At 53.4% G+C, this 13,774-nt stretch carries 11 protein-coding genes; 8 read left to right on the top strand and 3 right to left on the bottom strand.

Going from position 1 to position 13,774, the window contains the following annotated elements; genetic code table 11:
• Nucleotides 1-64: 64 nt before the first annotated feature.
• Nucleotides 65-796: a GntR family transcriptional regulator gene (locus AAC086_RS08130; RefSeq protein ID WP_339777460.1), complete on the bottom strand. Its 732-nt coding sequence runs from the start codon at nucleotides 794-796 to the stop codon at nucleotides 65-67.
• A 321-nt stretch (nucleotides 797-1,117) separates the two neighbouring features.
• Between AAC086_RS08130 and AAC086_RS08125 the strand changes: the two genes are divergently transcribed.
• From AAC086_RS08125 to AAC086_RS08090, 8 genes are all read left to right on the top strand, one after another.
• Complete coding sequence (locus tag AAC086_RS08125) at nucleotides 1,118-2,203, top strand: ABC transporter ATP-binding protein (protein WP_339777458.1); 1,086 nt, start codon at nucleotides 1,118-1,120, stop codon at nucleotides 2,201-2,203.
• Nucleotides 2,204-2,237: 34 nt separating this feature from the next.
• The gene (locus AAC086_RS08120; protein ID WP_339777456.1) at nucleotides 2,238-3,551 is read left to right on the top strand and encodes a PotD/PotF family extracellular solute-binding protein; all 1,314 of its coding nucleotides are present in this window, start codon (nucleotides 2,238-2,240) and stop codon (nucleotides 3,549-3,551) included.
• 96 nt (nucleotides 3,552-3,647) lie between these two features.
• Nucleotides 3,648-4,505: an ABC transporter permease gene (locus tag AAC086_RS08115; RefSeq protein ID WP_339777453.1), complete on the top strand. Its 858-nt coding sequence runs from the start codon at nucleotides 3,648-3,650 to the stop codon at nucleotides 4,503-4,505.
• 1 nt (nucleotide 4,506) lies between these two features.
• Nucleotides 4,507-5,331 (top strand): ABC transporter permease, encoded by an 825-nt coding sequence (locus AAC086_RS08110; protein ID WP_339777451.1) that lies wholly within the window; start codon nucleotides 4,507-4,509, stop codon nucleotides 5,329-5,331.
• A 10-nt stretch (nucleotides 5,332-5,341) separates the two neighbouring features.
• Nucleotides 5,342-6,091 (top strand): aspartate/glutamate racemase family protein, encoded by a 750-nt coding sequence (locus AAC086_RS08105; RefSeq protein WP_339777448.1) that lies wholly within the window; start codon nucleotides 5,342-5,344, stop codon nucleotides 6,089-6,091.
• A 616-nt stretch (nucleotides 6,092-6,707) separates the two neighbouring features.
• A complete protein-coding gene (locus AAC086_RS08100) occupies nucleotides 6,708-8,738 on the top strand; it encodes a glucan biosynthesis protein (RefSeq protein WP_339777645.1) in 2,031 nt (676 codons plus the stop codon).
• Nucleotides 8,739-8,817: 79 nt separating this feature from the next.
• Nucleotides 8,818-10,911, top strand: a complete 2,094-nt coding sequence (gene mdoH / locus AAC086_RS08095; RefSeq protein WP_339777446.1) for a glucans biosynthesis glucosyltransferase MdoH — start codon at nucleotides 8,818-8,820, stop codon at nucleotides 10,909-10,911.
• A gap of 175 nt (nucleotides 10,912-11,086) precedes the next feature.
• Nucleotides 11,087-11,566: a hypothetical protein gene (locus AAC086_RS08090; RefSeq protein WP_339777444.1), complete on the top strand. Its 480-nt coding sequence runs from the start codon at nucleotides 11,087-11,089 to the stop codon at nucleotides 11,564-11,566.
• Nucleotides 11,567-11,914: 348 nt separating this feature from the next.
• Here AAC086_RS08090 and AAC086_RS08085 read toward each other — a convergent pair whose 3' ends face one another.
• Together AAC086_RS08085 and AAC086_RS08080 are read right to left on the bottom strand one after the other, a co-directional pair.
• Nucleotides 11,915-12,805, bottom strand: a complete 891-nt coding sequence (locus AAC086_RS08085) for an NAD(P)-dependent oxidoreductase (protein WP_339777443.1) — start codon at nucleotides 12,803-12,805, stop codon at nucleotides 11,915-11,917.
• Between the two features lie 74 nt (nucleotides 12,806-12,879).
• Nucleotides 12,880-13,686: an enoyl-CoA hydratase gene (locus AAC086_RS08080; protein ID WP_339777440.1), complete on the bottom strand. Its 807-nt coding sequence runs from the start codon at nucleotides 13,684-13,686 to the stop codon at nucleotides 12,880-12,882.
• Between the last annotated feature and the right edge of the window lie 88 nt (nucleotides 13,687-13,774).

The raw sequence follows: 13,774 nt of genomic DNA, 5'->3' as shown, positions 1-13,774 counted from the left end.
TTTGGCAGCCGCTCCCTTTTGTTTTACCGGGGTAAGCCCTGTCGCGCGGGTAGTGCTTGGTCTGTTAGCCTGCTTTGCTGCTGGGATGGCGGTTAAAGATGCTGGCGAAATCGGTTTTGCCGGGTTTTTCGCGCTGAAGCTGAAGCCGGTCACGGATATTATCAAGATGCTTTGCCATGCAGGATGCGGCTTCGTCGGGGTTGCCGCTGGTTAGGGCGCGCAACAGTTCGTCATGGTCATCATGCGAGCAATCGGCGGGTTGCGGGCTTTCATACATCGCAATAATCAGCGAGCTTCGCAAAATCAGCCGTTCCAAAAATTCCTCGATCACCAGATTATTGGCAAGGCGGGCCAGTAACAGGTGAAATTCGCCGGACAAAATGATGGCTGCGCGGTGGTCGCCATCGTGATGGGCTTTGTGTTCGGCCAGCAGATGGGCGCGGATCTGTTCGGCCTGATCGTCGTTCATATGCGCTGTTACCTTACGCACCACGCCATCCTCGATCATGCGGCGGGCGGAAAAAACCTCGATGGCTTCGGCAATGGTCGGTTCGGCAACAAACGCGCCGCGATTGGGCACCAGATTGATCAGTTTGTCGTGGGCCAATTGTAAAAAGGCGGCACGAATACGCGCCCGGCTGACGCCAAAGGTTTTTGCCAGGTCTTCCTCAATCAGCTTCATGCCCGGTTCCAGGCGGCGATCAAGGATGGCCCCCAGCATTTCCTGATAAATCTGTTCTTCCGGCCGTAATTTTCCGCTGCCAGTGAAGCGTTGGGGCTCGGCGGGGTGGGCCATGGGGCGGGTCTTTCCTGATGGGGGCGAGAAGGTGTAATCTTTAGTTTTTACAAAATTGTTGACGATTTGCATAACAAAAAACCGTGCAACGGCCAGCTTATTGTCAAATAAGTCTAAAAAATATGCATGTTATAAAGATTGTCTAAAAACTGTTCATTCATTGCGTATAAAATTAGCACTTATTCGCGGGGTAGCCCCGGAAACCTCAACCTATAAGATCCAAAATGACGCTTTTGCGCGTTATTTTTGAAGTGGCACAGCATTTGCTAACAATCAAAACACAAATTGTTGACAATTTTGCATGCAGTATCGGGTGGGCGGATGACGGGTAACGGGGCCATTGAGCTGATCGCTGTCAGTAAATATTACGGCAGTACAATCGCAGTCAAATCGATCAATCTCAAAATTCCGGCTGGCGCTTATTGCTGTCTGATCGGTCCATCGGGCTGCGGCAAGACAACAACGCTTCGCATGATTGCCGGACACGAGGCGATCAGCGAGGGGGATCTGCTGATCGGGCAACGCAATGTGACGGAATTGCCACCAGTAAAACGCGGCACGGCAATGATGTTTCAGAACTACGCGCTGTTTCCGCATATGAGCTGTGCTGAAAATGTTGCGTTCGGCCTGCGCATGCAGGGTGTCTCCCCGCCGGAGCGGGCCGACCGCGCCACCGAAATGCTGGCCCGTGTGCATATGGAAAAATATGCAGATCGCAAGCCTGACCAGCTTTCAGGTGGGCAGCAACAACGGATTGCGCTGGCCCGCGCCCTGATCACCCAGCCCGAAGTTTTGCTGCTTGATGAACCTTTGTCGGCCCTGGACCCGTTTTTGCGCGCCCGGATGCGCGATGAATTGCGCCGCCTGCAACAGGATCTGGGCATTACCTTTGTTCATGTGACCCACGCCCAGGACGAAGCCCTGGCCCTGTCGGACATGGTGGTGGTGATGGAAGACGGGGTGATCCGCCAAAAAGGCACGCCAGAAGAAATATTTAACCGGCCCAAATCGCGTTTTATCGCCAATTTTATGGGTGGGCAGAACATTTTTAAAGGCAAGGTCGCCCGGGCCGATGCCACAACCACCATTATCGAGCGCGGCCCTGACCAGTTTGTATTGCCGGTTCACGGGGATGCGAAGACGGGCGAAGATCTGGAATTTACCATTCGTACCGACCTGATTGGTCTGGCGCAGGAAATTCCTGCCGGGGCAGGGCAAAGCCAGATTCCGGTTGAAATCACCACAGTGGAATATTTGGGGCTTTGGGTGCGGATCGTTGCCACCACGATGGATGGCAAGGACATCACCCTTATGAAGACCGAAAGCGAATTTCGGCGTGCACCGGTGCGCAGGAAGGAAAAGTTTATCGCCTATTGGGAACCCGAACACGCACATGTTCTGGCCTGAAATCAAAAAAACATCGTTTTATCAGGAGCTTCACATGACGACCGAAAAAAGCAAATTGACGTCCATTCTTCCGGGCAAGGATGTTACCCGTCGCGGTTTCCTTAAGGGGGCCGCTGCTACGGCGGGTGTTGCGATTGGTTCTGGCGCGATTACCGGTTTTCCCACCATTTGGGCGCAGAACATTAAAAATGTGACCTTGCGCCAGTTTGGCACCGGGGTTTCCAACATCAATGCCGTTGCCGACAAGGTAAAAGAAGATCTGGGCTTTACCCTGCAAATGACGGCCCTTGATTCCGATGCGGTGGCCCAGCGTGCGGTGACCCAGCCCAATTCGTTTGATATTGCCGACATTGAATACTGGATTTGCAAAAAGGTTTTCCCGGCCGGCACGTTGCAGCCGATGGACGTTGCCAAGATCAAGAATTACGACAAAATCTCGCCTTTGTTTATTACCGGCAAGCTGACCCCCGATTCCAAAATTGCCCAAGGGACCGCCCCGCACAAGGTTGGCTTTGTTGACGGCCCGGACAGCACCGATTTCGCCAGCGCGCCGACCCAGTGGATGACCCTGATTCCGACGATTTACAATGCTGATACCCTGGGCATTCGCCCCGATCTGATCGGACGTCCGATCAATAGCTGGGCCGAATTGCTGAACCCGGAATTTAAGGGCAAGGCATCGATCCTGAATATTCCCGCCATTGGCATTATGGATGCGGCCATGGTTTCCGAAGCAATGGGTGAAATCACCTATGGCGACAAGGGCAACATGACCCAGGATGAAATCAACAAAACCATCGCCCTGATGATCGAAGCCAAACGGGCCGGTCAGTTCCGGGCGTTTTGGAAAAGCTTTGATGAGTCGGTCAATTTGATGGCGTCGGGCGAAGTTGTGATCCAGTCGATGTGGTCGCCCGCGATTGCCGCAGTGCGTTCTAAAGGCATCGAATGCAAATATCAGCCACTTAAGGAAGGCTACCGCGCATGGGGCGGCGGCATTGGCCTGGCCAAGCATCTCTCTGGCCTCGAACTTGAAGCGGCCTATGAATATATCAACTGGTATCTGTCGGGCTGGGTCGGGGCGTATCTTAACCGTCAGGGCTATTACAGTGCCGCGCCCGAAACCGCCAAAACCTTCATGTCCGCAGATGAATGGGGATATTGGATGGAAGGCAAAGAAGCCCAGGGCGATGTTATGAGCCCCGAAGGCAAGGTTATGGAAAAGGCCGGTGCCGTGCGTGATGGTGGTTCTTATGAAGAACGCATGGGCCATGTGGCGTGCTGGAATTCGGTTATGGATGAAAACAAGCACATGGTTCGCAAATGGAACGAATTTATCGCGGCCTGATGCGATGAAAATTTGTGCCGGGTCGCCGTTAGGGCGGCCCGGACTTCGCCCATAAAGGCGAGCCTTTTTCACGATTTCTGATTTTGGCGGGATGGCATGTCAGCACCCAATTCCAAACGCGGTTCCTATTTTCTGATCACGCCAATGGCAGTGATCTTTGCCATATTTCTGGTGGTGCCTTTGCTGACCATCGTGGTGGTCAGTTTTTGGAATTATGACGAATACCGCATCCTGCCCGATTTCATTTTTGAAAATTACAGCTATTTGCTCGGCTCCTCTGTGACCTGGCAAATCTATTTAAATACGCTCAAATACGCCGCCCTGACCTGGGCCTTTACCCTTGGTATCGGTTTTACCGTGGCCTATTTTCTGGCCTTTCATGTGCGCAGTTTAACCTGGCAGATCATTTTATTCATGGTGTGCACCATCCCGTTCTGGACCTCAAACATCATCCGCATGATTTCGTGGATTCCGTTTTTGGGGCGCAATGGCTTGCTTAATCAGGCCCTGATGGGAACCGGCATTATCCATGAACCGCTTGAATTTTTGCTGTTTTCCGATTTCGCCGTGGTGCTGGCCGATGTGCATTTATATACGCTGTTCATGGTGGTGCCGATTTTCAATTCGATGATGCGCATTGACCGATCATTGATTGAAGCGGCCCGCGATAGTGGCGCCAGGGACTGGGCAACCCTGCGTCATATCATCGTACCGCTGTCCAAACCGGGTATCGCCATTGGCTCCATCTTTGTCATTACGGTGGTGATGGGCGATTTCATCACGGTACGCTTGATGAGCGGCGGGCAAAGTGCCTCGGTTGGATTGCAAATTTCCAATGAAATCGGGATGTTGCAATACCCGGCGGCGGCGGCAAGTGCGGTTGTATTGCTGATAACCGTTTTGCTGATTGTCACCGCCCTTCTGCGCCTCGTTGATATTCGCAAGGAGCTTTAAAATGGTCAGAACCCGCGAAAAACGGCCCATGGCCTTTTATGTCCTTGCCGCATTTTTTGCTCTGTTTGTGCTGTTTTTATACGGACCGATGCTGACCATTTTTATTCTGTCCTTTCAGGGGCCAAATGGCGGGCTGACCTTTCCGATGAACGGCTTTTCCTTTCACTGGTTTGTCAACCTGTTTCAGCAACAGGCGGTGGGCGATTTTGGCGGGTCGTTCCTGCGTTCGCTTAAGCTGGGGCTGATCGTCATGGTGGTGACGGTTGTTGTGTCCTTTATGGCCGGGCTGGCCTTTCGGCGGCGTTTTTGCGGCGATACGTTTGTTTTTTACCTTGCCATTGCCAGTTTGATTGTCCCGTCAATTCTGATTTCGCTGGGCATTGGCCTGTTATTCAATATTTTTCAGATCCAGCCGCACTGGTACAGCTCCGGCCTTGGCGCCCATCTGACCTGGACGTTTCCGTTTGGTCTTTTGATCATGTTTGCGGTGTTTAACCGGTTCGATCCCTCGTTTGAGGAAGCGGCCCGCGATTTGGGCGCGTCAAACTGGCAAACCATTCGCCATGTGGTGTTGCCAATGGTGGCACCCAGCCTGATTGGCGTGGCGATGTTTTCATTTACCCTGTCTTATGACGAGTTTGCCCGCACCCTGATGACGGCTGGCGCGCTAAACACCCTGCCATTGGAAATTTACGGCATGACCACAAATGTCACAACGCCGGTTCTTTATGCACTGGGCACGTTAACCACCGTGTTTTCCTTTGTTGTCATTGGTTTGGCATTTGGGGCGGTTTTGTTATTACGCCGTCGCAAGGCGATAGGGTGAGGCCGCAAAGATGTCAAAAATAGCCATCATCAACCCCAACATGTCGGTGGGGTTTACCGATAAAATACGCGTGCAGGCCAGCAAGATTGCCTTTCCACATAACGAAATTCTGGCCTTGAACCCCACCTTTGGCCCTGACAGCATCGAAGGTTATTACGACGAGGCCTTTGCCAGCGTTGGCCTGTTGTCGGTTATCCGCGAGATTGATCCCATCGGGATTGATGGCTATGTCGTGGCCTGTTTTGATGATACCGGCGTTGATGCCGCCCGATGTTTGACCGCCGCCCCGGTGATGGGGCTGTGCGAGGGGGCGTTGCGCTTTGCCCAGGCCCTTGCCGGGCGCTATGCGATTGTCACACCGATGGCGGTTTCGGTGCGCCCGCTGGAACATCTGGTGCGTAAATATGGCGCAGACCGCGATTGCGTGGTGCGCGCAGCGGGGGTGCGAACCCTTGATTTTGAAGGATCGCAGGCCGAGATGGCCTATCAGGCCCTGCAAAATGCCGCCCGCAAAAGCCTTGCTAATGATGGTGCCGAAGCAATTGTTCTGGGCTGTGCCGGCATGACCGACATTGCCGATCGATTAAAGGTCGATCTGGGGGTGCCCGTGATTGACGGCGTGCAGGCAGCAATAAAAATGGTCGAGGGCATGGCGGCCTTGAACCTTGCGACCAGCAAACACAGCACATATGCCAATCCTCCGGCCAAATCCTATCACGGGATGTTTGGCGAATTTGCCCCGATTCCAACGGCTGTTTAACGACCTTGTTCCTTTTTGATCTGTGAATGTGATCCGTAAATAGGGACAGGGTGCGGGACATTCGGCCTGCCGTCGGGGCGCTATTGCGATGTGGGGATATTTCGCCAAATTTGCATCCATACCCAAGTATATACCGTCGGATTGATGTCTGATTGCGTCTGAATTTTTTGCCACAACTTAAAGTTTTGTTGCCTTGCAAAAGATAGTCCGATGCTTTTGTTGATGTTTCGGGTTTTGCGATGCGGATCACATCGACAGCGTTGTTTCATAACGTTCCTGTCTTGTTTTTCAACGAAAAGAGGGCCACAATCCGCCGCGACCAGGCGGGGGCAGGGTCGCAATATGTGTTCCTTTTCAGGAAATGCTGTTGCGGTGCACTATCGGGGGAATAGAGGTTTGTCATGCTGTTGACGGTATATGTGGAAACATTCACATTCCTGGTGCGTTGAACATGCGAAAAACCGGCTTTTCAAGACCTTAAACAGGGCCTAAATCCTTATGGAAATATCGGCATTGCAGGGATAAATCTCTGATTGTGCGATACTGTCACATTGCTGCCCCGTTCATCGTGCAAAAGCCCGCAAGGCATATCAATAAAGGTTCCGGCGTGAAAAAAATGCAAATTTGCCAGCAGGTTGACTCGCAATGTGCCCCGCAAAAAGGCTGTTTTCTATCCCGTTTGGGGATGGTTACGGCATTTGTCATGACAACCCTGTGTTTCGCAGGGCAGTCTGCACTTGCGGCAGAGGCAAAGGCCAAACCGGCGGCGCAAGCTGCGTCCTCACCTGAGGTTGCTCCGGCGGTTGCCGATGTATCCGGGGCATCCGGTACAAACAACCCGGTAGATGACGGGGCTGTAAAACCGGTTGCCGATGGTACCAAGGCAGCAGATGCGCCAGGTGATGCTGGCAATTCGGCCAGTTCAACGGCCAAGGATGCGCCGGTCGCCGAGCAGGCACAGTCAAAAGATGACAGTGGCGATGGCAGTGACAATGCTGTTCCTGATAATAATGGTGCGAATGCCGCGCCAGGGGCTGGTGATGCAGCGGTGCCGGTTGATGATGCCGCCAAAGGCGCACAGGCCGATGAAAACACAGCAAAAACCCCTGATGGTTCACAGGTGGCACCTGTCGAAAATGTGCAGCCTGCCAATGGTGAAACGGGCGATGCTGTCGCGACACAGGTTGAGCCACAACCGCCTTTCAGCCCGGAACTGGTGATTGACCGCGCCCGCGAACTGGCAAAAAAGCCGTTTGAAGATCCGCGCCGTGAATTGCCCGCCGCGCTGGCCGATCTTGATGCTGCACAATATGCCAAGATAAAATTCAAGAAAGATCAGGCGTTCTTAAAAGATTCTGCCACCGGCTTTTCAATGGAACTGTATCATCCGGGCTATATGTATGACGTACCGGTCGGGATCAACCTGGTTAAGGATGGCAAGGTTAATCCGGTCCCTTATTCGTCCAGCCTGTTTGATTTTGCCAGTACCGGCCTTTCAGATAACAATGTCGGCGCGCAGGGTTATGCCGGGTTCAGCCTTAAATACCCGCTCGACTCGGTAAAAAGTAATGAAGAACTGGCTTCGTTTCTAGGGGCCAGTTATTTTCGTGTCATGGGGCGCGATCAGGTGCGCGGGCCGCTTGCCCGGGCCCTTGCCGTTGATCTTGCAGGTCCGTCGGGCGAGGAATTTCCGGTATTTCGCGAATTCTGGGTCGAACAGCCGACCGACCCGTGGGGCACGGTTACCGTTTTTGCCCTACTAGACAGTGCGCGGGTTACCGGTGCGTACCAGTTTGATATTTCCCCGGGGGAACGCACGGTTGCCTCGGTCAAGGCGACCCTGTTTTTCCGCGATCAGATTCAAAAACTTGGCATTGCCCCGCTCAGCAGCATGTTCCTGTTTGGCGAGCAAAAACGCCGCCATTTTGATGATTATCGTAACGAAGTGCATAACAGTGACGGCCTGTTGATCCATAATGGCCAGGGCGAATGGCTGTGGCGCCCGCTTGATAACCCCGAAAACCTGCAGATCAGTTCGTTTCTTGATCAAAACCCGCGTGGTTTTGGCTTGATGCAGCGAGATCGCAATTTTGATCATTATCAGGATGCCAGCGCGCATTTTGAAAAACGTCCCGGCTACTGGATTACGCCCAAAGGCGATTGGGGCAAGGGCCATGTTGAACTGGTCGAAATTCCCTCGCCCGATGAAACCAACGAAAATATCGTTGCCTTCTGGGTGCCTGATGCCAAACCAAAAGCCGGTGACGAACTGGAAATTTCCTATGATCTGACCGCCATGAGCGACGGCCGTGAATTGCATGGTATGGCGCGGGCGCTTGATACCCGTATTGCCCCGGTGCCGGGCGGGGATGAAGATAATGGCGGTATTCATCGCTTTATGTTGAATTTCCGGGGGGGTGACCTGGATTATTACATGGGCGATATTGCGAATTTGCAGGCTGATATCAGTGCATCAAACGCCAGTGTAAGTAATATCCGCGTGGTCGAGGACAAGGAAAATGGCGGTGTGCGGATCATGTTTGATCTGGCTGGAACCGGCGAAACGCCGACCTCGAATTTGCGGGCTTTCCTGCATTACAAGGACCGTGTCGTTAGTGAAACCTGGACCATGCCGTGGGCATTTTAAAAGTGCCGTGCGCCTCACAGGTTCTTTTTCTTTGCCCGTGTGATTTCAAAACAGCCCTTTTCGCTCAGGAACAAAATTGATGACCGACAGCCCGGCGATGCCTCGCACATCTGATGAACTTGATCCGGCTGTCAAGCTGGCCGGGCCATCCTCGGTTGTGCGGCGTTTGTTTTTGTTTGGCGCGTCACTGGTCACCACGTTTTATGCCGCGTGGTTGATGCTTGATGTTTTGGGTGCTGATCAGTTAACGGCGATGGAAATGGTGGTGGTGACGTTTTTCACCATCAACTTTGCCTGGATTTCACTGTCGTTTTATACCGGTGTGGTTGGTATTTTTTTGCGCGCCTTTAGCATCGACGCGATTACGCTCCGACCGATGAAACCGATCAATCGCAAGGGCAGGCTGAAATCCAAAAACGTTGTTGTTATTCCGGTTTATAACGAAAATCCGGAACGGGTTTTTGCCGGTTTGCGTGCCAGCTATGAAAGCCTGGCCGCAACGGGTGAAATTGATGCGTTTGATTTTTTTGTGCTGTCTGACACCCGTGATCCCGATATCTGGATTGCCGAGGAAATGGCATGGTCGCGCACCTGTGCCGAGCTCAACGCGCGCGGCAAGATTTTCTTTCGTCGCCGGTCGGAAAACACCGAACGCAAATCGGGTAATCTGAAGGAATTTTGCGAAACCTATGCGTCGAACTATGATCATATGATTGTGTTTGATGCCGATAGTGTGATGTCGGGCGAGGCCATGGTGAATATGGCCTATCTGATGGAAAACAACCCCGATTCCGGCATTATTCAAAGTCCGCCGCAGCCAACGGGCCGTTCCACCCTGTTTGCCCGTATTTTGCAGTTCATTTCGCGCGTTCATGGCCCGACCATGTCGGCGGGGCTGGCATTTTGGTGTATGGGCAGTTCCAATTATTGGGGCCATAACGCCATTATCCGGGTGCAGGCCTTTATCGATTGTTGCGGTTTGCCGGTTTTGTCGGGCAAACCCCCGATGGGCGGGCATATTTTAAGCCACGATTTTGTCGAAGCCGCCTTTATGCGCAAGGCAGGCTGGCGGGTTTGGCTGATCCCGCAGCTTGAAGGCAGTTGGGAAGAATTACCGCCGAACCTGATTGACTTTGCCGTGCGCGACCGGCGCTGGTGCCAGGGCAATATGCAACATGCGCGGCTTATTTTCGCGCCGGGCTTTTTGCCGCTGTCGCGCCTTCATTTTTTTATGGGCGTGATGAGCTTCCTGTCATCGCCCTTGTGGTTTTTGCTGCTGTTAAGCTCGACCATTGCCACCCTGCAAAACTCGCGTCTGACCTATAGCTTTTTCCCCGGTCAGTTCACCATGTTTCCGCAATGGCCGGTGGACCGGTCAATGGAAATGGTGGTGTTACTGGTTTTTACCATTGGCATGTTGATTGTGCCCAAGGTGATTTCGGTGTTGATGGTGTTTTTGGGCCGGGACCGGCGCAAATATGGTGGTGCGGCTGTGTTGCTCAGCGGTTTTTTGGAAATGATCTATTCCGCCCTTCAGGCGCCGATCATGATGACCATGCATACGCGGTTTGTGTTTTCAATTTTAACGGGCAACCAGGTTGGCTGGGATGCGCAGGAACGTGATGATACCGGTGTGCCCTTTATGGCGGCTGTCCGAACCCATATCGGCATTATCATTACCGGTCTGGTGTGGGGGGCGATTGCGCTTTATGTCGATAGTGCCTTTTTCTGGTGGTTAACGCCGATTTTGGCCGGGCTGGTTTTGTCGCCGTGGTTAACGCACTGGTCGAGTCTTTTGTGGCTGGGCCAAAAGGCCCGCAAGTTTAAACTGTTTTTGACACCGGAAGAAACCGCAACCCCCGAAGAACTGGCGTGTCTTTACCGGTTGACCGAGGCCCGCCCGGGCGATGATGTGCGCGATGGTTTGTTGCAGCTGATCGAGGATCCCTATGCCAATGCCTTGCATAGTGCGTTGTTACCAGCCCGTAAACCGGACCGTCGCACCCAGATCGAAGTCGGCATTATTTATGAAAAACTCGCCCGGCTGGGGGTTGAATCCCTGACCAGGGAAGAAAAGCTCAAGATCCTGTCATGGCCGGTTAAGCCGTTAGATCAGATTATGGCCGGGCAGCACCTGATCGGGACAGAAAGCCCTGAAAAAACTTCGGCTTAGCTAGTAAAAAATACACGCATAATTGGTATAGCCCCATGTGGGCGCCGCATGGCCCGTGCCACAAAAACGTCTAAGTTTCGGCACAGATTCATACTATATTAAGGTCATTGTGAAGCTTAGCGACAACAATAAACGTTGCAGTTAACGCGCACATAACCCGAACTGGGAATGCATTATGGTTGAAATGAGTAACGTGGAAATTTCGAAGTTGAGCCTGGCCAACGAACCCGCAGCAATGTCGCGATTGTTAAATGAAACCGCACGCGCGTGGGCCCGCTCCTTTGGTGTGCGCAGCGAGATTGCCGAAGATCGTCTTGCAAACGAACTTCGCGCTGCCCTGCGTGATGACATGGTCAGTGCGGTTGCCAAGGGCAACTTGCAAGACATGCTTGATGAAGCCGCCCATAGCGCCATTGCAACCTGGCTTTCCCATGTGACGGGCGAAGAAGCAACCCATGGTGCGAACAAGTTTGCCATGTTGCGCTGTGCCTTTTTGTCGGCCAACCGTGACAAAGGCTGGTGTGACCGTTTCCTGGACCGGGCGCAGAACTGCCACGATTTGAACATGGCCTTGCAGACACAGATGATGTTGCCAACCCCGGCACGTCAGGACCGTGTTATGCCGCGCCAGACGTTGGAAGCGCGCGCGTCGTAACGCCCGCCCTATTGCTGTTTTGCCGGTTCCGTTATGCCCGGTTAACCAAAAGATGCCGCCCGGTGCCAATGCCCGGCGGCAATTTTTGTTTCGGGGCCAGGTTCCTGTTCAATCACAAATACGACAGGGGATAGACGGGGGGCAAAAAAAGAACCCGCCCGGTAGGAAGGGGCGGGTTGAGTTCGCGGGCGAATGGGGCCGCCCCGTCATTGGTTTGGCCCCGATAGAGGCATCAGGGCCAAGGCCCCGATACCGACGAATGGTATTGACTTTCAAACTGGCTAAAACGAACGGATTGCTTTGTATGGCGGCGGCTTTGTACTGGTATCGTGCCGCGTCATTGCACCGTCAGTTTTTGTAATTTGCGCCAATAATTTTCAGCAACCCGGCGACATGCGGGTCGTTGGCGCCGTTTTTATCGGCCTCATAAAAGAAGTCAGGATAGGGTTCTTTGCCCGGTGTCAGGTTATAGGGTTCAAAATCTTTGATCCCAATGGCTTGCAGCACACATTCATCGGTGAAAAAGCCAGCGCTAACCTGCCGGGCCGGGCTGGTTAAAATGGCATGGGCGGCATCGGCCAGAATTTTTGGTTTGCGCGCGCGGCCTGCTTCAAGCCCGGGGATCATATTTAACGCCGCCGTTTCAATCACCGTGACCGGCCACAGGGAATTGACCCCGACGCCCTCGTCGGCGAACTCGGCGGCGAGGCCAAAGGTCGCCAGGCTCATGCCATATTTGGATAGGGTATAAGCCGGATGGTTGGCAAACCAGTGTGGGCTCATATTTGGCGGCGGCGACATGGTTAAAATATGCGGGTTATCTGATTTTAGAAGATGCGGCAGGCAGGCCTGTGCGCAGGCGAATGTTGCACGTGTATTGACCTGCGCCATCAAATCATAGCGCTTCATCGGGGTTTGCAAGGTCGGGGTCAGGTTAATTGCGCTGGCATTGTTGATTAGAATATCGATGCCACCAAATTTATCGACGGTTTTGGCAACGGCAGCGGCAATCTGGTCTTCGTCGCGAATATCGGTTTTCAGGGGCAGGGCCTTGCCACCGGCTTCTTCAATTTCCTTTGCCACGCTGTAAATGGTGCCGGGCAGTTTTGGGTGCGGTTCGTCGGTTTTGGCGATAACCGCAATATTTGCCCCGTCGCGGGCGGCGCGCAGGGCAATTTCACGGCCAATGCCGCGTGATGCCCCGGTGATGAAAAGGGTTTTACCTTTAAGACTGGCCATGTTGATTCCCCGAATAACTGTTGTGTTTCATCGCGCCAAGGCCGGTTTTGTGCGCCTTTGGCTGCGTGCCTGTTTTATTTGCCGTTAAAGACTGGTTTGCGTTTTTCAACAAAGGCGGTAACGCCTTCGCGGAAATCATCGCTGATGGCACAATCGGCAAAGGATTGTGCTTCGGCGGCCAGTTGGGCGGGTAAATCCCGGTCGGGGGCACTGTTGAGCAAGGCTTTGGTGCGTGCCAGTGCCCCGCGTGGGCCTGCTGCCAGCCGTTTGGCGAGTTTGGCTGTGGCCCCATCAAGCGCGTCACCGGCAACAACCTGATTTACCAGGCCAAGATTATGGGCTTCTTCGGCATCAAACCGGTCGCCCAGAAGGGCAATTTCCTTGGCTTTTTTCATACCGACAAGGCGGACCAGCGAATGGGTGGACCCGCCATCGGGTGACGTGCCGATATGGCAATAGGCCAAAGTGAAAACGGTTTCACTGCTGGCAATGGCCATGTCGCAGGCATTCATCAGGCTGATGCCAAAACCGGCAACCGCGCCGTTGACCCGCGCAATTACAGGCCGGGGCAGATCGGTAAGGCGGGTAATGATCTGGTGAACCTTGTCGATCATGGCGGCAATTTGGGGGCGGGCCTCGTTTGCGGGTATTTGCCCCAGTTTGTGAAAAAATTTCACATCGCCCCCGGCCATAAAGGTGCCGCCCGCACCGGTGATCACAATTGCGCCGATATTTTCTATTTCGGTATCGATTTGGTCCAGTGCGCTTAACAATCCTGCGACCATGGCGCTATCAAGGGCGTTCATGCGATCAGGTCGGTTCAGGGTGAGGGTGGCAACATCGTTTTCAATGTTCAGGGTGACGGCATCTTGCGATGTCATATGGTTTCCTCCCCGCTTTTGCGGTTTTCCGGGCTTTGGCTTTTTGCCGTAACGTTCTGCCTTCTTTGGGCATTTGGGATATGGAGCT

The sequence above is a fragment of the uncultured Thalassospira sp. genome (assembly GCF_963976115.1).
Taxonomy (GTDB): domain Bacteria; phylum Pseudomonadota; class Alphaproteobacteria; order Rhodospirillales; family Thalassospiraceae; genus Thalassospira.
This window is presented reverse-complemented; position numbering and strand designations above follow the sequence as displayed.